Annotated in this window: 16 protein-coding genes; 12 read left to right on the forward strand and 4 right to left on the reverse strand. The window is 73.6% G+C overall.

The window, feature by feature from the left end:
• Window positions 1–48: 48 nt before the first annotated feature.
• Window positions 49–2,856 carry an FAD-binding and (Fe-S)-binding domain-containing protein gene (locus AB5J54_RS22830; protein WP_369145761.1) on the forward strand — a complete coding sequence of 936 codons (2,808 nt, stop codon included), beginning with the start codon at window positions 49–51 and terminating at the stop codon, window positions 2,854–2,856.
• A gap of 617 nt (window positions 2,857–3,473) precedes the next feature.
• On the opposite strand, the gene AB5J54_RS22835 is transcribed toward AB5J54_RS22830, so the two are convergent.
• Window positions 3,474–3,800, reverse strand: a complete 327-nt coding sequence (locus tag AB5J54_RS22835) for a rhodanese-like domain-containing protein (RefSeq protein ID WP_369145762.1) — start codon at window positions 3,798–3,800, stop codon at window positions 3,474–3,476.
• A gap of 37 nt (window positions 3,801–3,837) precedes the next feature.
• Between AB5J54_RS22835 and AB5J54_RS22840 the strand changes: the two genes are divergently transcribed.
• Window positions 3,838–4,464 (forward strand): TetR/AcrR family transcriptional regulator, encoded by a 627-nt coding sequence (locus AB5J54_RS22840; RefSeq protein ID WP_369145763.1) that lies wholly within the window; start codon window positions 3,838–3,840, stop codon window positions 4,462–4,464.
• Here AB5J54_RS22840 and AB5J54_RS22845 read toward each other — a convergent pair.
• Entirely contained in the window at window positions 4,451–5,308 is an 858-nt protein-coding gene (locus AB5J54_RS22845; protein ID WP_369145764.1) for a LysR family transcriptional regulator, read from the reverse strand. The two genes, AB5J54_RS22840 and AB5J54_RS22845, sit on opposite strands and share 14 nt — an antisense overlap.
• Window positions 5,309–5,513: 205 nt before the next feature.
• Here AB5J54_RS22845 and AB5J54_RS22850 point away from each other — a divergent pair, with 205 nt between their 5' ends.
• The 6 genes from AB5J54_RS22850 (at window position 5,514) to AB5J54_RS22875 (ending at window position 11,726) form a co-directional block, all read left to right on the forward strand.
• On the forward strand, window positions 5,514–6,398 hold the full coding sequence (locus tag AB5J54_RS22850; protein WP_369149430.1) for a DMT family transporter: 885 nt from the start codon (window positions 5,514–5,516) through the stop codon (window positions 6,396–6,398).
• A 55-nt stretch (window positions 6,399–6,453) separates the two neighbouring features.
• The gene (locus AB5J54_RS22855) at window positions 6,454–6,831 is read left to right on the forward strand and encodes a VOC family protein (protein WP_369145765.1); all 378 of its coding nucleotides are present in this window, start codon (window positions 6,454–6,456) and stop codon (window positions 6,829–6,831) included.
• Between the two features lie 100 nt (window positions 6,832–6,931).
• Complete coding sequence (locus tag AB5J54_RS22860; protein WP_369145766.1) at window positions 6,932–7,111, forward strand: DUF1272 domain-containing protein; 180 nt, start codon at window positions 6,932–6,934, stop codon at window positions 7,109–7,111.
• A 116-nt stretch (window positions 7,112–7,227) separates the two neighbouring features.
• Window positions 7,228–8,898: an arginine decarboxylase gene (locus AB5J54_RS22865; RefSeq protein WP_369145767.1), complete on the forward strand. Its 1,671-nt coding sequence runs from the start codon at window positions 7,228–7,230 to the stop codon at window positions 8,896–8,898.
• 31 nt (window positions 8,899–8,929) lie between these two features.
• Window positions 8,930–10,528, forward strand: coding sequence for a class I adenylate-forming enzyme family protein (locus AB5J54_RS22870; protein WP_369145768.1), 1,599 nt, complete (start codon window positions 8,930–8,932; stop codon window positions 10,526–10,528).
• Window positions 10,529–10,691: 163 nt separating this feature from the next.
• Window positions 10,692–11,726: a DMT family transporter gene (locus AB5J54_RS22875; protein ID WP_369145769.1), complete on the forward strand. Its 1,035-nt coding sequence runs from the start codon at window positions 10,692–10,694 to the stop codon at window positions 11,724–11,726.
• A gap of 94 nt (window positions 11,727–11,820) precedes the next feature.
• Here AB5J54_RS22875 and AB5J54_RS22880 read toward each other — a convergent pair whose 3' ends face one another.
• The gene (locus tag AB5J54_RS22880; protein ID WP_369145770.1) at window positions 11,821–12,543 is read right to left on the reverse strand and encodes a ScbR family autoregulator-binding transcription factor; all 723 of its coding nucleotides are present in this window, start codon (window positions 12,541–12,543) and stop codon (window positions 11,821–11,823) included.
• Between the two features lie 121 nt (window positions 12,544–12,664).
• Between AB5J54_RS22880 and AB5J54_RS22885 the strand changes: the two genes are divergently transcribed.
• From AB5J54_RS22885 to AB5J54_RS22895, 3 genes are read left to right on the forward strand one after another with little or no spacing between them, the layout of a single operon-like run.
• Window positions 12,665–13,657 carry a ScbA/BarX family gamma-butyrolactone biosynthesis protein gene (locus tag AB5J54_RS22885; protein WP_369145771.1) on the forward strand — a complete coding sequence of 331 codons (993 nt, stop codon included), beginning with the start codon at window positions 12,665–12,667 and terminating at the stop codon, window positions 13,655–13,657.
• 42 nt (window positions 13,658–13,699) lie between these two features.
• Window positions 13,700–14,068 (forward strand): LysR family transcriptional regulator, encoded by a 369-nt coding sequence (locus AB5J54_RS22890; protein ID WP_369145772.1) that lies wholly within the window; start codon window positions 13,700–13,702, stop codon window positions 14,066–14,068.
• Window positions 14,065–14,817: an HAD family hydrolase gene (locus AB5J54_RS22895; protein ID WP_369145773.1), complete on the forward strand. Its 753-nt coding sequence runs from the start codon at window positions 14,065–14,067 to the stop codon at window positions 14,815–14,817. Before AB5J54_RS22890 ends, AB5J54_RS22895 begins: the two co-directional genes overlap by 4 nt.
• A 434-nt stretch (window positions 14,818–15,251) precedes the next feature.
• Here the strand turns inward: AB5J54_RS22895 and AB5J54_RS22900 are convergent, their stop codons facing one another.
• The gene (locus tag AB5J54_RS22900; RefSeq protein WP_369145774.1) at window positions 15,252–15,830 is read right to left on the reverse strand and encodes a TetR family transcriptional regulator; all 579 of its coding nucleotides are present in this window, start codon (window positions 15,828–15,830) and stop codon (window positions 15,252–15,254) included.
• 160 nt (window positions 15,831–15,990) lie between these two features.
• Here AB5J54_RS22900 and AB5J54_RS22905 point away from each other — a divergent pair, with 160 nt between their 5' ends.
• On the forward strand, window positions 15,991–17,187 hold the full coding sequence (locus AB5J54_RS22905; protein WP_369145775.1) for an acyl-CoA dehydrogenase family protein: 1,197 nt from the start codon (window positions 15,991–15,993) through the stop codon (window positions 17,185–17,187).
• Window positions 17,188–17,318: the final 131 nt, after the last annotated feature.

Genomic DNA, 17,318 nt, shown 5'->3' on the forward strand with positions numbered 1-17,318 from the left:
GCGGAGAGTATCGGGTCGGGGCGGGCCCGGTCGCCGGATGTCCGCCCGATGAGACGAGGACTGAGACATCCTGGCCTTGTGGAAACACACGAGGAACACCCGTCCGCACTGGCCTCCGACCTGCGCGCGGCCGTCGCCGGAGAGGTCGACTTCTCCGTCACCGCGAGGGCCCTGGCGACGATGGACGCCTCCAACTACCGCCGCGTTCCGGCCGGTACGGTCGCGCCGCGCGACGCCGCCGACGTCGCCGCCGTCCTGGAGGTCTGCCGGGCGCACGGCACCACCCCGGTCGTCGCGCGGGGCGCCGGGACCTCGATCGGAGGCCAGGCGACGGGCACCGGCGTCGTGCTCGACCTCACACGGCACATGGGCGGGATCGTCTCGCTCGACCCTTCCGAGCGCACGGCGGTCGTCCAGCCGGGCCTCGTCCTGGACCGGCTGCGGGCGGCGGCCCGCCCGTACGGCCTGACCTTCGGCCCCGACCCTTCCACGCACAGCCGCTGCACCCTCGGCGGCATGATCGGCAACAACGCCTGCGGGGCGCACTCGGTCGCCTGGGGGACCACGGCGGACAACGTGCGCTCGCTGGAAGTGGTGACGTACCGGGGTGAGAGGTTGACGCTGGGGCGGGGCGGACAGGGCGCGCCGACGGGTCTTCTGCGTCTCGTCGACCGTCATCTCGCCCTCCTCCGGACCGGCTACCCGGAAGGCCTCCCGCGCCGGATCTCCGGCTACGCCCTCGACGCGCTGCTCCCCGAGCGGGGGGTGGACGTGGCCCGCTCCTTCTGCGGCAGCGAGGGCACCCTCGGCGTGGTGACGGAGGCGACGGTGTCGCTCGTCCCGCTGCCCGCCGAGCCGGTCCTCGTGGTCCTGGGGTACGCGGACGAGACCGCGGCGGCGGACGCGGCGGCGGGCTTGCTCGGGTACGGGCCGCTGACGGTGGAGGGGATGGCGGCCGATCTCGTACGGGGGGCTTCGGGGCTGCCTCGCGGCAGGGCGTGGCTGTTCTGCGAGACGGACGGTGCTCCGGCCGCCGCGGATCTGGTCCGGGCGGCGGACGCGCTGGACGCGGTCGTGGTGCGGGAGCCGGCCGGGCAGCGGGCGCTGTGGCGGATCCGGGAGGACGCGGCCGGGACGGCGACCCGGATGCCGGGGGGCGGGGACGCCTGGCCCGGGTGGGAGGACTGCGCGGTGCCGCCGGCCCGGCTGGGCGCGTATCTGAGGGAATTCCGGTCCCTGCTGGCGGATTTCGGCCTCAGGGGCGTCCCGTACGGGCACTTCGGCGACGGCTGCGTCCACGTCCGCATCGATTTCGACCTGTGGACGGGGAAGGGCGTACGGGACTTCCGCCGCTTCTCGGAGGCGGTCGCCGACCTCGTGGTCGCCCACGGCGGCTCGCTCTCCGGGGAGCACGGCGACGGTCAGGCGCGGGCCGAGCTGCTGCCGAGGATGTACGGGGAGGAGCTGGTCGGCCTCTTCGGCGCGGTCAAGGACGTGTGGGACCCGGACGGGGGCCTGAACCCGGGGATGCTGGTGAGGCCGCGGCGACTGGACGAGGGACTGCGCTTCGAGGGCCTGCCGGTGGTGGTGGTGGGGGTGGGGGTGGACGTGGGGGCGGACGTGGGGAGGGCCGCCGCCCGCTGCGTGGGCGTGGCGAAGTGCCGGGTGGCGGGGCCGAGCGCGGGCCCGGGGGTGATGTGTCCCTCGTACCGGGCGACGGGGGAGGAGAAGCACTCCACCCGGGGCCGGGCGCGGCTGCTGCACGAGATGGCGCTGGGCGAGGTGATCACGGACGGCTGGCGCTCGGAGGAGGTGAGGGAGGCCCTCGACCTGTGCCTGTCGTGCAAGGGCTGCCGCAGCGACTGCCCGGTGGGCGTCGACATGGCGGCGTACAAGGCGGAGTTCCTGGACCGGCACTACGCGGGACGGCCGTTCGCGCGACCGCGCTCGCACTGGACGATGGGCCGGCTCCCGGGCTGGCTGGCGCACTTCGGGCGGGGGCTGAACGCGGCGATGCGGCTGCCGTTCGCGGCGCGGCTCGCGGGGGTGACGCCGGAGCGGACGATGCCGAGGGTGGCGGAGCGGTCGTTCGTGTACTGGTTCGGCGAACGCGCCTCGAACCGCGCGCCGTCGCTCACCCTGTGGCCGGACACCTTCACGAACCACCTGGCACCGGAGGTGGGCGAGGCGGCCGTCCGGGTCCTGGAGGACGCGGGCCTCGGGGTGGAGCTGCCGCCGGGGAGGGTCTGCTGCGGCCTCACGTATGTGTCGACGGGGCAGCTGGGGGCGGCGCGGAAGGTGATGCGGAGGATGTTGGACGTGATGGGGGCGGGAGGTACGAGCCCCATCGTGGTCCTGGAGCCCTCCTGCGCTGCCACCCTCCGCACCGACCTGCCCGAACTGCTGCCGGACGACCCGCGCGCCGCGCGCCTCGCGGCCTCCGTACGCACCTTCGCGGAGGCCCTGGAAGAGCTCGCCCCCGACTGGACCCCGCCCCGCCTCGACCGCCCGGTCACCGGCCAGACCCACTGCCACCAGCACGCGGTCCTGGACGACGCGGCGGACCGTCGGCTGAGGGAGAAGGCGGGCCTCACGGGCGACCTGGCGGGCGGCTGCTGCGGCCTGGCGGGCAACTTCGGCTTCGAACCCGGCCATTACGAGGTGTCGGTGGCCTGCGCGGAGGACCAGCTGCTCCCGGCGCTCCGGGCCGCCGGGGACGCGACGGTCCTGGCGGACGGCTTCTCGTGCAGGACCCAGATCGGGGACCTGACGGACAGGCGGGCCCGGCACTTGGCGGAGCTTCTGGCGGAGGGGTTGGAGGAGGGTTTGGAGGAGGGCTTGGGGGAGGGGGCGTAAGACCGGGTCAGGCGGTGTTCTTGGCGACGGCGTCCGCGATGGCGTCCTCCATCTGCGACCGGCTCGCCGGTGGCGCCGACGTCACCGGTGACGGGCGGGCCGACCTGCTGGAACGCGTACGACCGGGTCTTCTGACCGGAGCGGGTCACCCGGCTTCGAGGGCTTCTGGTGCGGCCGCCCTCTTTCCGAGTGTGGCGGCCTCCACCACCGCGTCAAGGGCACGTCGGCTTCGCCGATGGGCTGCGCCCACCCTTGACCCGGCGGCGGAGGCCGCCTTTTCACACTCGGAGGGCGGCCGGGGGCGGGGCCGCGCGGGGGCCCGGGCAGTGTCCGGGGGGGTGTGCGGCTGGTGGCCGGTGGGTGGGGGCTGGGTTCGTGGCCGGGCGGGTGGGGCCGTTTCCGATGTGCTCGGGGTGCGCGGGGTGCGCGGCCCGTTGGACGGGGTGGTTGGGGTCGGCTCGGCGGGCTGCGGTTGCTTTTTGGTGGGGATTCAGGCCCCGCTGGTCACTCGTGGGGGGGGGGGGGGGGGAGTGGTTTCTGTGGGTAACTCGGGTCTGCGGGCGGGGCGGGGAGAGGGCGAGGGCTCCGGGTGGAGTCCTCGCCCTCTGTGGTGGGCGTCAGGCGGATTCGGTCGGGAGGCCGGCCTCGACCCAGTCCTGGATGCCCTCGCGGTACTTGCGGACGTCGGTGTAGCCGAGCTGGGTGAGCCGGTCGGCGACCTGGCCGCTGTTGGGGCACGCCGGGTTGGAGCAGTACGTGACGATCGCGGCGTCGCGGTCGGGGAGCAGCGTGGTCGCGCGGGTGTCGACGTCGGCCGGGGGCAGCGCCAGGGCGCCCGGGAGGTGCTGCTGGGCGTAGTACTCGCCGCCGAGCGTGTCGAGGACGGTCACGGCCTCGGCCTTGATCGCCGCTGCCAGTTCCTCGCGGGTGATGAGTGCGGTCATGCCACTGCCTCCAAGGGAATCGGACTACAGTCCAGATATGACTCACGACAGTAGCGGACTGCAGTCCGGTTCGGCAATGTCCTTGGAGCTGCTGCGGACGCCCCCGCCCAAGGAGCGCGCCGACGCGGCCCGGAATCGGGTCGCGGTGCTGGAGGCGGCCGCCAGGCTGTTCGCCGAGCAGGGCGTCGAAGCGGTGTCCATGGATCAGATCGCCGCGGCCGCCGGCGTCGGCAAGGGCACGCTGTTCCGCCGGTTCGGCGACAAGTCGGGGCTGGCGGCCGCACTCCTCGATGCCCGTGAACGCGTCCTGCAGGAGGCCGTCCTGCACGGGCCGCCCCCGCTCGGCCCCGGCGCCCCGGCCGAGGAGCGCCTGTCCGCGTTCCTGGACGCCTACGTCGACTACCTCCTGGAGCATCTGGCGCTGGTCCGCATGTCCGAGACCGCGACTCCCGGCGCCCGGTACAGGATCGGGGCCTACCGGTTCTGGCACCGCCACGTGGCGATCCTGCTCGCCGCCGCCCCCGACCCCGACCATGCCGCCCACGCCCTGCTCGCCGCCGTGGCGGCCGACCACGTCGCCGCACTCCTGCCCGAACTCGGCGAACAGCGGATGCGTGACGGGCTTCTGCGCCTGGCTCGGTCGCTGTCCCTCAGTTCCCGCTGACGATCTCCCGGGCCATCGCCACCAGCGCCTCCGTCGCCGGGTGCGGGAACGCGTCGCGCCAGGCCAGGACGACCGGGAGCGGTGGTGCGTCGGGGAGCGGGCGGTAGGCGACGCCCGGGTGGGGGTGGAGGGCGGCGGTGGAGGCGGAGGAGACGCCGATGCCCCGGCCGGCGGCGATCGCGGTGAGCCAGTCGTCGGTGTTGGCGACGGTCAGGGTGGCGGCCGGGCGGGCGGTGGCCGGCCAGAGGGACAGCGTGGTCGTGCCGGAGACTGTGTTGAGGACGACGGTCTCCCCGGTGAGGTCGCCGAGGGCGAGCCGGGGGCGCTCCGCGAGCGGGTGGTCGGCGGGGAAGGCGGCCACGCGGCTCTCGGTGGTGAGCTCCGCGGTGACCAGGCCCGGTGCCTCGACGGCCCCGCGGAGCAGGGCCGCGTCGACCTCGCCGCGGGCGAGGCCGGCGGTGCGGTCGTCGATACGGAGCAGCTCCAGCGGGGTCTCGGGGTGGGCGCGCTGCCAGCGCCGGAGCAGGGGAGTGGTGTACGGGCCGAAGGCCGACCAGGCGTGCCCGAGGCGCAGGGGGCGCTGGCGCAGTCGGGCCGGGTCGACGGCGGCGTCGAAGGCGGCGAGGGCGGCGGCGGCCCGGTCCTGGAAGGCGCGGCCTTCGGCGGTGAGGGCGAGGTGGTGGGTGGAGCGGTCGACGAGCCGGGCGCCGAGGTGCTGTTCGAGGGCGGCGAGGGTGCGGGAGACGGCGGGCTGGGTGAGGTGGAGCCGGGCGGCGGCCCTGGTGAGGCTGGATTCCTCGGCGATGGCGAGGAAGCAGCGGAGGTGGCGCAGCTCGATGCTCATGCGTCCGGAGCATAACCGCAGCGCAATCGGCATTTCCGGTGCCGCGCGGGGGCTCGTAGCGTGGCGGGTGACGGGGGAGGGGAATCCCGGCTGCGGTCGCAGCGAGGGTGCATTATTCTGGACCAGGGGTCCAATTCAATGAACTAGCTGTGGATGAGGAGCCTTGGTGGACACTCGGGTCAAGGAAGCGGCCCCGGCGTCGCCGGTGCGGGCGGCTGCGGCTCCGTCCTCCGCGGCCGGTCATCGGCTCGGGCCCGTCGCGCTCGTCGTCGCCGGTGGGCTGTCCGTGCAGTTCGGTTCGGCCGTCGCGGTGCTGCTGATGCCCCGGGCGGGAGCGCTCGGGGTCGTCACCCTGCGGCTCGTGCTCGCCGCCGCCGTGCTGCTCATCGTGTGCCGGCCGAAGGTCCGGGGTTACGGCCGGGCCGATTGGGGGACGATCGTCGCCTTCGGCACCGCCATGGCCGGCATGAACATCCTCTTCTACCAGGCGGCGGACCGGATTCCGCTGGGTGCGGCCGTGACCCTGGAGGTCCTCGGTCCGCTGATCCTCTCGGTCGTGGCCTCGCGCCGCCTCGTCAACCTCCTCTGGGCCGGACTCGCCCTCGGCGGCGTCGTGCTCCTCGGGGGCGGCGGCTTCGACCGCCTCGATCCGCTCGGCGCGGGCTTCGCGCTGGCGGCGGGGGCGATGTGGGCGGCGTACATCGTGTTCAGCGCCCGTACGGGCCGCCGTTTCCCGCAGGCCGACGGGCTGGCCCTCGCGATGGCCTTCGGTGCGGTCCTCAGCCTGCCGCTCGGCATCGCGGAGGCGGGCGACAAGCTCCTCGTACCGTCGACGATCGGCCTGGGCCTCGCGGTCGCGCTGATGTCCTCGGTCCTCCCGTACACCCTGGAACTCCTCGCGCTGCGCCGCCTGCCCGCGCCCACGTTCGCGATCCTGATGAGCCTGGAACCCGCCATCGCGGCGGCGGCCGGCTTCCTCATCCTGAGTCAGGCCCTGTCCGCCACCGACGCGCTGGCGATCGCCCTGGTGATCGGGGCGAGCATGGGGGCGGTCCGCACCCAGTCGCGGAGGGCGCGGCGGGACGGGTGAGGCGCGTGGCCGGTAGGGCGGATTCCTTCTGGGGGCCGCCTCATAGACTCCGGCCGTGATCGCCGAACTGGAGTGCATCGTCCTCGACTGCTCCGCGCCCCGTGAACTCGCCTCCTTCTACCGAGCGCTGCTCGGTGGGGAGATCGACCGGCCCGACCCCCGCTGGTCCCTCGGCGAGGGCTGGTCCACGCTGCACACCCCCGGCGGGCTCGTGCTCTGCTTCCAGGGCGTCGCCGACCACCGGCCGCCGACGTGGCCGGACCCGGAGCGCCCCCAGCAGCTCCACCCGGACTTCGGCGTCGCGGATCTGGACGCGGCCCAGGAGCAGGTCCTCGCGCGGGGCGCGACCCTGCTCGACGGCGGGGCGGGCACGCGGAGCTGGCGGGTGTACGCGGATCCGGCGGGGCATCCGTTCTGCCTGGTCAGGCGCTGACCCGATCCCTTCGATCCTTGGCCACCGGGCTGTTTCCGGCGGCCGGGGCTCGTGTGGATCATGGAGTCGTTCTCGGCCGTACGAAGAGGGGAAGCCGACCATGGCCCTGGAGATGCGAGACCGCTGCGAGCGCTGTGAGACGGCGGTCCTGACGGTCGACGGACCCGCGCGGATCTGTACGTACGAGTGCACCTTCTGCGTGCCCTGCGCCGACGCCATGGCCGATGTCTGCCCCAACTGCGGCGGCGAGCTCGTCCCCCGTCCGCGCCGGGCCGCCTAGGGCCTGTCCCTCGCGGGCTGCTGTTCCCGCTGGTCGGCCGGGGGGTTCCCCCGGTCGTCCATCAGCTTCCCTGATGATAGTTGATACCTTCGCGAAGGTTTTTATTTCATGGGTGCATGACCGCATCCACCAGCTCCACTCCGGAGCCGGCGACACTGCCGGCTCGTCCCGGGGCCTACCCGGACGGCAGGACCCCCCTCGCCGACGCCGTGCTCGCAGTCGCACGACGGGACATCGCCACGTTCCACGCGCTGCCGCTCTCGCACGGCCGGTCTATCCGCGACTCCCACATGCGGGAGACCTACGAGGCGCTCTTCGGCGTCGCGCAGCTCGCGGCCGACGTGTCCTACAGCGGCACGATGCTGGACTCCTTCTTCCGGCCCCGGGGCCCGCTCCGCGAGGCCCAGCGCCTCGCGGCCCGCAGCTTCGGCGCCGACGCCACCTTCTTCCTCTCCGCCGGCACCAGCACCGCCAACCGGGTCGCCCTGACCGCGCTGACCCAGCCCGGCTCCCGGGTCCTCGCGGACCGGTCCTGCCACCAGTCGGTGCACTTCGCCCTCAACTCGCTCGGCGTCCAGGTCGCGTACGCCCCCATGCAGCGCTGCTGCGACGGCTGCCCCCGGACGTACGCCGACCTGCCCCGGCTCCTGGAGATGTTCCGCGCCGCCGCCGCCGAGGGACGGCCCTTCGACACCGTCGTCCTCTCCGCCGTCTCCTACGACGGCGTCCGGTACGACCTGCCGACCGTCCTCGCCGAGCTCGTCGCCGTCCACCCCACCGTCTCCGTCCTCGTCGACGAGGCCTGGGGCGCCGCCCACCGCTTCCACCCCCGGCTGCGCCCGCTCACCGCGCTCCACGCCGTCGAGGCACTGCGCGCCGAAAACCCCCGGCTCGCCATGAACGTGGCCGTCACCCACTCCGCGCACAAGTCGATGTCCGCGCTCCGCCAGGGCTCCTACCTGCACCTCATCGGCGACGGCGAGGCCCAGGAGCGCACCGCCCAGGCCCTCTTCCAGCACCACACCACCTCGCCCAGCTGGCCCGTCCTCGCCAGCCTGGACCTGGCCCGGCTCCAGGCCGAGACCGAGGGCGAGTCGCTCCTCGGCCGCTCCCTCGGGCTCGCCCGCACCCTGCGCGTCGAGCTCGCCACGGACCCGCGGCTCTCCGCGTACCGCCCGCTCGGCCCCGACGGCCACCTCACCGACGCCGCGCAGCTCGTCAGCGACGACCCCACCCGGGTCCTCGTCGACATCAGCGCCCTCGGCATCACGGCCGCCGACTTCCGCCGGATGCTCTTCGACGAGTACGCGCTGTACGTGGCCCGGGAGAGCGGCGACGCCGTCCTCTTCCACATCCACATCGGAGTGGACGAGGCCACCCTGCTGCGCCTCCTCGACGCCCTGCGCACCATCCAGCGCACCTACCGGAGCGCCTCCGCGGCCCTGGCCACGGGCACCTCCGAGCACTTCATCATCGCCTACCCGCCCGGCATCCCCATCACGGTGCCCGGCGAGAAGCTCTGCGAGCGGACGCTCAGTCAGATCGACGAGCTGCGCTCCAGCGGCTGCGAGATCTACACGCTGCGGAACCCGACCGTCTCCGCGCGCGAACTCGCCGTCCAGGCCGCCGTCACCGGCTCCGTGCCCGCCACGGTCGATCGCCTGCCGGCCCGTACGGCCGAGTCCCGCGCGACCGAGCAGCTCGCCGGTGCCGCCGCCGCCGTCTCGGCCACCGGCACCACCGCGGCCACCGTCACGGCCGCCGCGACCGCCGTCGCCACCAGCTGATCCGCCCGCCCAGATCCCGAGGAGGAACTCCATGATCAAGATCGCGGACATCCGCAAGCACGCCGCCCGCTGGCCCCAGCGCGTCGCCGTCGTCGACGGCGAGACCCGCATGACCTGGGCGAACTTCGCCGACAAGGTCAGCCGGGTGGCCTGCGCCATCCAGGACCTGCTGCCCGAGGCCCGGCCGGCCCGCGCGGTCTTCCTCGCCGAGAACAGCTGGGAGCTGGTGGTCTCCATGGCCGCCGTCAGCTCCCTCGGCATCCCCTGCGTCGGCCTCGACTACACCGCCGGGCCCGTCGCGACCGCCGCCGCGCTCGACCAGCTGGAGCCGACCGTCGTCATCACCTCCAGGGCCCACCGGGGTCTCGTCGAGGAGTGCGGCTGGCCGAACGGCAGAGACATCCTCGACATATCCATCGACAGCGAGCCCGTGGGCCTGCCCGACGGCCAGACCGTCTCGGTCAGCTTCACCGACCTCCTCGTGTCGGCGCCGGGCGAACCGCAGCCGGTGGAGCAGCCGTTCGAGGCCTTCTCCTTCACCTCCGGCACCAGCGGCGTCCCCAAGATGGTCGTCCGGCGCACCTCCTTCGAGGCCCGCCGCTTCGCCGACCTCGTCGACCAGTACGCCTTCGACGAAGAGGACGTCCACCTCGTCACCGTCCCGCTCTACCACGCCTCCGGTCCCGGCTGGGCGCGGATCTTCCTCACCCTGGGCGGCACCGTCGTCCTCGGCCCGCACGACGACGCCGAGGAACTCATCCGGATCATCCAGGACGAGGGCGTCTCCACCACCCTCATGGTGCCGCCCGTCCTGGCCCGGGTCGTCGCCCACCCGAACTCGGAGCACCTGCACAAGACCTCCCGCCTGCACTTCGTGCTCTCCGGCGGCCGGCACCTCAACCGGTGGGTCATCAACAACGCCTGGGACCGTCTGGGTCCGGTGCTGCACCTCTACTACGGCACGACCGAGACCGGCGTGAACGTCATGATCGGTCCCGAGGAGCTGCACGTGGCGCCCTGCCGCTCCGGCCGCCCCATGCCCGGGAACACGGTCGTCGTCCTCGACGCCGACAACAAGCCGCTCCCGAAGGGCAGCCGGGGCCGGGTCGCCATCGCCAGCTACCAGCTGATGGACAGCTACGCGACGAGCGAGCCCGACTTCATGACGCTGGACTACGGCGGCCGTACGCAGCGCTTCCTGCTCACCGGCGACAGCGGGCTCGTCGACGAGGCGGGCCGGCTCGAACTCACCGGCCGCAACGACGGCGTGGCGAAGGCGGAGGCGGGCAAGCCGCTCGACGTCAACATCTTCGGCCTCGAAGCCGATCTGATGGACCTGCCCTGCGTGCGCGAGACGGCCGTCCTGCGGACGAGCCTGCCCGGCGCGGGCGAGGTGCTCGTGGTGCCCTTCACCCCCGTCGCGCCCGAGCGGCAGGAGAGCGGCTACCGGGCGGTCAGCGCCGCCTGCGCCCGCCGGGTGCCCTGCCTCCCGGCGTACGTCGTCCCCGTCGACGCCATCCCGTACAGCCCGACCGGCAAGGTCCGGGCCGCCCAGCTCCTGGAGTCGGTCCTGCCGCTGCTCGACATCCGGCCCGCGGAGTCCCGTACGCCGGAGCCGGCCGGGGTCTGACCGTCCGTCCCCGTCCCCGTCCGTTCCCGTCCCTGTCCGTCCCCGTCCCCGTCCGTCCCCGTCCGGGGGCCGGGTTCCGCACCCCCTCCGCAGGACCCGGCCCCGCCCCGCAGAACCCCCTCACCTCCCACTCCCAGCCGGCTCAGGCCCGACAGGAAGACTCATGAACAGTCAGAACACGTACACGCGAGGCGTTCTCCTCTGCCTCCTGGCCACGGTGTCCTGGGGCGCGATGTTCCCCCTCATGGACTCCACCCTGAAGCACATCGACCCCTTCACCTTCACCGTGATGCGCTACACCATCGCCGGTGCGATGTTCCTGGTCTTCCTCCGGATCCGCGAGGGGAAGGCGGGGCTGCGCCTCAAGGGCGAACGCATCGGTCTGGCCTGGCTGTTCGGCACGGCCGGCTTCGCGGGCTTCCAGTTCCTCGTCTTCTTCGGCCAGGACCTCATCGGTGAGCGCGGCGCCCTCAACGCCTCGATCATGATGGCGACCATGCCCATGATGGGCTTCCTGGTGAACTGGGTGCTGAAGAAGGTCGTTCCGCCGAAGTTCTCGCTCGTCTTCATCGCGATGTCCTTCGTCGGCACCATCCTCGTCGTCTCCGACGGCGACATCGGCTCGCTGATCGCCTCCCCGAAGACGGCCGGCGCCGACGCCCTGCTGCTCTTCGCCGCACTGTGCTGGGTCGTCTACACCTCGGGCGCGAGCTACTTCCCGACCTGGTCCCCGATCAAGTACACCGCCATCACCACGGTCCTCGGCCTCGCCAGCGCCGCCGTGATCACGGCGATCATCCTGGCCGCCGGCGGCGTCCCGGTCCCGACGGCGGGCGCCGTGGGCTCGATCCTGCCCCAGCTGGCCTACATGAGCGTCATCGCCGGCTTCGTCGGTGTCCTCGGCTGGAACTTCGGCAACCGCTACCTCGGCCCGCTCAACGGCGTCCTCTTCATGGACGTGGTGCCGATCACCGCGTTCGTGATCTCCGCCCTGACCGGTGTCGTCCCGGCCGGCATGCAGATCGTCGGTGCCTCGCTCACGGCGGCGGCGCTCGTCCTCAACAACCTGTACCTGCGCCGGGTCGCCGCGAAGGCCGCCCCGGCCCCGTCCCCCGTGGCGGCTTCCGGTTCCGGTACGGCTTCCGGTACGAGCTCCGCTTCCGCTCCGGCGCCGGTCGGCTCGGGCAGCAGGTCCTGACCGCTCCCGACCCGTCGCACGCGTACGGCGTGGCCTCCCACATCCGTGGGGGGCCACGCCGTTTCCCGGTCTCTCACGGCGCGCACGCGGCTGATCAGCCGCGCAGCCCTTCGAGGAGGACGGCCCGCAGCTCCGCGTGCCGCTCGGTGAGGTCCTTGCGGCGGCTGAGGACGTCCGAGATGTGCTGCATGCCGAAGAAGGCGGAGACCAGCACGCGGGCCGCCGCGCGCGGTTCCACTCCGGCCCGCAGTTGTCCCGCGTCCCGGGCCTCGGCGATCAGCCGGGTGAGGTAGTCCTCCCAGCCGACGTACGGCTCCGGCAGCTCGGCGTCGATGAGCGCCCGCTCGATCTGGAGCCGTGCGCCGGCCTGGACGACGATGTCCGTCGCGAACGCCCGGGTGACCGTGTCGAGGACGGCGACGAGCGTGTCGAAGGGCTCCTCGTGGTTGCCCTCGGCGCCCTTGAGGATCCCGGGCCAGCGCGCGTAGTGCTCCTGCACGACCGCGACGGCCAGGGCCTCCTTGTTCGTGTAGTGGAAGTACACCGCTCCCTTGGTCATCTCCGCGCGTTCGGCCACGTCCTGAAGGGTCACGGTCGCGTAGCCGCGCTCGGCGAAGAGCTCGGCGGCCGACTGGAGGATGTGCACCTTCGTGCGCCGGGCGCGCTCCTGCTTCGGTTCGCCGCGCTGCTTGGGCTCGGCGCCGCGCTGCTTCGGCTCGGTGCTCCGTCGCCTCGGTTCCGCGCTCCGGGGCGACTGCTCGCTTCGGGGTGTCGGTTCCGTGCTCCGGGGCGTCCGTTCGCTTCGGGGTGTCGCCATGCCTGTCCGCCTCTCTCGTTCCTACGCCTTGCAATATACATTCCCGAAGGTATATTTCTTGCTGCCGAGGGGCCACCGAGGTCCCTCGTCGCCACGATGTTCCACCTTGAGGGGGATAAGGATGTCCATCGGTGTGCTGCAGACCGTGTTATCCGTCGAGCCGCTCGCGCCCGTCGAGTCCCTGGAGCCGCTCATCCGGGAGGCCAAGGAAGAGCTGAGCTTCGACCGCACGATCTCCCGCAGGTTCGTGCACCGCGCCTCGGTGACCGAAGTCTTCCTCACCGACGCCGTCGTCGCCGGGCCCGACCGCTTCCTGGTCGGCGCGCAACTGCCCCGGAACCACGCGCTGTACCGCCCGGAGGAGACCGGGCAGGCCGACTTCATGCTCCTCGTCGAGACCGTCCGGCAGGCCGGCATCTTCCTGAGCCACCGCTACCACGACGTGCCGCTCGGCCACCACTTCATCTTCAAGGCCCTGTCCCTGCACATCAGCGACCCCGCCGCCCTCCGGGTCGGCTGCGGCCCGCTCGCGGCGGTCTTCGACATCAAGGTCGTGACGCCCGCCGGAGCGCGCAACCCGCGCCGCTTCGACGCCCGCTTCGACATGGTGATCGAGGTGGGCGGCCGGGAGTGCGCCCGCGCCTCCGCCGGCGTCGTCGTCATCGACGGCGTGCGGTACGGGCGGCTGCGGCAGCGCGGCCGGACCCCGCAGACCGCGATCCCGCAGGCCTTCGCGTACGGGGAGCCCGAGGGCGCCGCGGACGACCGGGCCGTCCTGTGCCCCGTACCCGCCGAGGAGGCCCTGACCAGGCCGGCCGGCACGCGGGAATGGCGGCTGCGCGTCGACCCCACCCACCCCGGCTACTTCGAGCACCCCTCGGACCACGTGCCCGGGATGCTGCTCCTGGAGGCCTTCCGGCAGGCGGCCCGGCGGACGGCGGGGGGTGCGGCGGCGCCGGCCACGCTGACCTCCCTGGACGCCGACTTCGCCGTCTTCGGCGAGCTCGCCGAGGCCGTGGCCGTCGAGGCCGCGCCGCTGGAGGACGGCCGGGTGCGGCTCTCCGCGGCCCAGGGAGGACGCGTCCTCGCCACGGCCGTCGCCCGGTGCGCGTGACAAGCAAGGCTCCCTGACGGACGAGCGTAGAAAGGCAGAAGGATGGAACTCCAGCACTTACGGGCCTTCCGCGAAGTGGCCCGGGAACTCAGCTTCACCCGCGCGGCCCACAACCTGCACTACTCCCAGCCCGCGGTGACCGCGCAGATCAAGGGCCTGGAAGAGGACATGGGAGCCTCGCTCTTCCAGCGGCGCGGCAACCGCTCCGTCGAGCTCACGCCGGCCGGCGCGCGGCTGCGTCCGCTGGCGGAACGGATCCTCGAACTGGTCGAGACGGCGCAGTACGAGATCGCCGACCCCGCCCCCACGGTGGTGGACCGGCGGATGGCACCGCAGGGCGGCATGACCGGCCGCTTCGCTGACGCCCGCCCCGCCGACCGCCCCCTCCTCGGCAGAGGAGGCAGAGCATGAGCCTCGCTCCCGCCAGGGCCGCCTTCTTCGACGTCGACGAGACCCTGATCACCTGCAAGAGCATGGCCTGCGTCCTCGCCCGGTACTGGGGGCACGGCGAGGTCGCCTCCCGCCGGCTCGCCGCGGCGCGCACCTCGCTCCAGCGCCAGATCCGCGAGGGCGTGCCCCGCGAGCAGGTGAACCGTTCCTTCTTCCGCTTCCTCGCCGGCAGTCACCTCGACGACCTGGAGGCCTCCGGCCGGGAGTGGTACGAGAAGGCCCGCGCCGGCGGGCTGTTGCACACCCCCGTGTACGAGGCGCTGTGCCGCCACCGGGACGCCGGCGACCTGGTCGTCCTCGTCTCCGGAGCCTTCTCCGCCTGCCTCGACCCGCTGGCCCGGGAGGTCGGCGCCGATCTCGTGGTGTGCACCGTGCCCGAGGTGACCTCGGAAGGCGTGCTCACCGGGGAGCTGTCGGGGCCGCCCATGATCGGCGAGCCCAAGGCCGAGGCCGCCCGCCGCATCATGACGGCCTTCGGCCTCGCCGCCGAGGAGTGTTTCGCGTACGCCGACGACGAGAGCGATCTGCCGCTGCTGCGCTCCGTCGGCCATCCGGTCCTGGTCGGCGACGGACCGGTCTCCGCGCCGCCGTCGGAGACGGCGTCCTGGTCCTGGCTGCCCGGCGCGGCGCCGGTGACCCCCGCCGACTCCCCGGCCGCATCCCCGGCGGCCGCGCGGCCCGCGCGCGCCCTGGCGCCACGGGCGGCTTGAGACACCGGGCCTTCGGTCTCCGGACCTTCAGGCACCGGAGCTTCAGGCTTCGGACCTTCAGGTACCGGCAGGCTGCGGACCTTCAGGCTCCGGACCGGGCGCGGACCTTCAGGCTCCGGACCGGGCGCGGACCTCTCCGCCGCCGCAGCCCGTCATGAACGCCTTGCCCGTCACGGACGTGATGCCCGCCAGGGGCGCCTTGCCCGTCACGGACGTCGTGCCCGTCACCGAAGCCCCGCCCTCTGCGAGAGCCCCGCCGCCACGGTGGCTCCGAGGGGATCCGTACGCCTCCGGCGGCGACGGAGCCCGCGCGAGCTGCGTGACCCGTGGACCTCCCCCCACCCCACGGGTTCCCGCCGCAGCGCCCGCGGAGGTCCCGTGACTCCCGCGAGTTCACCCCCACATGCATCGCCCACGGTTCAGTCGCCCCCGGTTCAGTCGCCGCGGGATCCCGACAACGCGGGCTCCAGAAGGTCCCACACCTCGCTCACCAGCTCGGCGGGACCGGTCGCGTCCGTCGCCGTCACCACGGCGGGGGCCCCGACGAGGAGGGCCACGACGAGCCGGGCCAGCAGGTCGGCCGAGTGGGCGGTGCGGACGGAACCTTCCTCCTGGCCCTTGCGGACGAGGAGGGCCACGACACGACAGAGCTCGCCGAGGGGGGCGGGCGAGGTCCCTTCGGCGAGGGCGGTGTCCATGACCAGGCGCAGTCCGGCGGCGAAGGGCACGTCCTCGTACACCCGGCGGGCGAGGCCGACGAGCAGTCTCCGCAGGGTGGGCAGTGCGGCGCCGCTCTCCTCCGCCTCGCCGGCGGCGGTGGCGAGGGCGTCGGCCCAGGCGGCCTCGAAGGAGCGGGTCAGTTCGCCCGCGAGATCGGCCTTCGAGGAGAAGTGCCCGTAGAGGGCTCCTTTGGTCAGTCCGGTGCGGGCCGTGATGTCGGCCAGGTTCGTCCCCGCGAATCCGTGCAGGGCGAACTCGGCGGCTGCCGCGCCGAGCACCAGGTCATAGGTCATGCGGGCCCTGTCCTGTTGCCTCACCGAGCGTCCGCCTCCTTCTGCTGTGGCTGCCCTCCATGGCTTTCATGACGGCCTCTCAGAAAATACCTTCCGGACCGAATCTTTTTCTACTCGCATCAGGACCACCACTGAACCTCCACGCAAAGGAGTACTCGTCATGACAGTCGTCGACGCCCCCGCCTTCGTCACGGCCGACCACCTGCGGGCCGCCGCCGCGCGCCACGCCGAGGAGGCGGAGCGGACCGGGCGGCTCCACCCCGAGGTCGTCGGGGCGATGACCGCCGTCGGTCTCGCCCGGCACTTCGTGCCCCGCCGCTGGGGCGGTACGGCCGGAGGCTTCGTCGAGCTGCTCGACACCGTCGCCGGAGCCGGTGCGGCCTGCGCCTCCACCGCCTGGTGCGCGGTGCTGCTCGCCGCCCACGGCCGCCTCGCCGCGCACCTTCCGTCCGAGGGGCAGCGCGAGGTGTGGGGCGACTCGCCCGACGTGCGCGTCGCGGCGGCGATCGTGCCCCCGGCCGGCCGGCTGGTCCGGGCGCCCGGCGGCTGGAGCCTGTCGGGGGAGTGGGCCTTCGCCAGCGGGATCGAGCACGCCGACTGGGTCCTCCTCGCCTCCCTCGACCACTCGGGGGCCGGGGCCCCCGCGTACCGGGTGCTCGCCGTGCCGCGCGAGGAGGTCGGGATCCGGCGGACCTGGGACGCGGTCGGGCTGCGCGCCACCGGCAGCCACAGCGTCACGGTCGACGGGGTGTACGTGCCCGAGCACCGCACCTTCCTCCGCGAAGCCCTCGTGGCCGGCGTCGCCGGCGCCGACGCGGCGCCCTGCCACCGGGTGCCGTACCAGCTGGTCGCCGCCCTCCTCTTCGCGCTGCCCGCGCTCGGCGCGGCGCGCGGGGCCCTGGACGCCTGGACCGGGCTCGTCGGCCCGCGCCGCCTCCCCGACGGGCGGCCGCTCACCGGCGACCCCACGGTCCAGCAGACCCTGGCCCGCTGCTCGGCGGAGATCGAGGCGGCCCGCCTGCTCCTGGAGACGGCGGCGACGAGAGCCGACGGCCGGGCGGCGGGGGAGACGGGGACCGCCTTCGGCCCGCGTGACGCGACGCTCGCCGCCGCCCTCGACCCGCGGGACCTGGTGGTTGCCGCCGCCCTCAACCAGCGGGACGTGGCGCTGGCCGTCGACCTCCTCACCGGTGCCGTCGAACGCCTGATGCGTACCGGCGGCGCCCGCGGCCTCCACGCCGGCGGCGGCCTGGAGCGCGCCTGGCGCGACATCCACGCGATCGCCGCCCACGCCGCCCTCCAGCCCGCCCCGGCGCCCGCCGCCTACGCGGCGACGGTCTTCCCGCCGGCCGTCTGACCGCCGCCGCCCCTGCCGGCGGGCGGCTGCGGGGGCACGCCGTTCCCGCGCCAGGCGGCGTAGATGCCGGCCACGGCGACGGCGATGCGGCCGGCGACCCCTGCGACCCCGGCGCGACGCCGCGAAGGACG

It is taken from the genome of Streptomyces sp. R44 (assembly GCF_041053105.1).
In the GTDB taxonomy this organism is placed as follows: Bacteria; Actinomycetota; Actinomycetes; order Streptomycetales; family Streptomycetaceae; genus Streptomyces.

Bases quoted from the DNA above. Each gene is read 5' to 3' on its own strand.
- AB5J54_RS22830 (WP_369145761.1), top strand. From the start codon at position 49: ATGAGACGAGGACTGAGACATCCTGGCCTTGTGGAAACACACGAGGAA.
- AB5J54_RS22835 (WP_369145762.1), bottom strand. From the start codon at position 3,800: ATGACCGCACTCATCACCCGCGAGGAACTGGCAGCGGCGATCAAGGCC.
- AB5J54_RS22840 (WP_369145763.1), top strand. From the start codon at position 3,838: ATGACTCACGACAGTAGCGGACTGCAGTCCGGTTCGGCAATGTCCTTG.
- AB5J54_RS22845 (WP_369145764.1), bottom strand. From the start codon at position 5,308: ATGAGCATCGAGCTGCGCCACCTCCGCTGCTTCCTCGCCATCGCCGAG.
- AB5J54_RS22860 (WP_369145766.1), top strand. From the start codon at position 6,932: ATGGCCCTGGAGATGCGAGACCGCTGCGAGCGCTGTGAGACGGCGGTC.
- AB5J54_RS22865 (WP_369145767.1), top strand. From the start codon at position 7,228: ATGACCGCATCCACCAGCTCCACTCCGGAGCCGGCGACACTGCCGGCT.
- AB5J54_RS22870 (WP_369145768.1), top strand. From the start codon at position 8,930: ATGATCAAGATCGCGGACATCCGCAAGCACGCCGCCCGCTGGCCCCAG.
- AB5J54_RS22875 (WP_369145769.1), top strand. From the start codon at position 10,692: ATGAACAGTCAGAACACGTACACGCGAGGCGTTCTCCTCTGCCTCCTG.
- AB5J54_RS22880 (WP_369145770.1), bottom strand. From the start codon at position 12,543: ATGGCGACACCCCGAAGCGAACGGACGCCCCGGAGCACGGAACCGACA.
- AB5J54_RS22885 (WP_369145771.1), top strand. From the start codon at position 12,665: ATGTCCATCGGTGTGCTGCAGACCGTGTTATCCGTCGAGCCGCTCGCG.
- AB5J54_RS22890 (WP_369145772.1), top strand. From the start codon at position 13,700: ATGGAACTCCAGCACTTACGGGCCTTCCGCGAAGTGGCCCGGGAACTC.
- AB5J54_RS22895 (WP_369145773.1), top strand. From the start codon at position 14,065: ATGAGCCTCGCTCCCGCCAGGGCCGCCTTCTTCGACGTCGACGAGACC.
- AB5J54_RS22900 (WP_369145774.1), bottom strand. From the start codon at position 15,830: ATGACCTATGACCTGGTGCTCGGCGCGGCAGCCGCCGAGTTCGCCCTG.
- AB5J54_RS22905 (WP_369145775.1), top strand. From the start codon at position 15,991: ATGACAGTCGTCGACGCCCCCGCCTTCGTCACGGCCGACCACCTGCGG.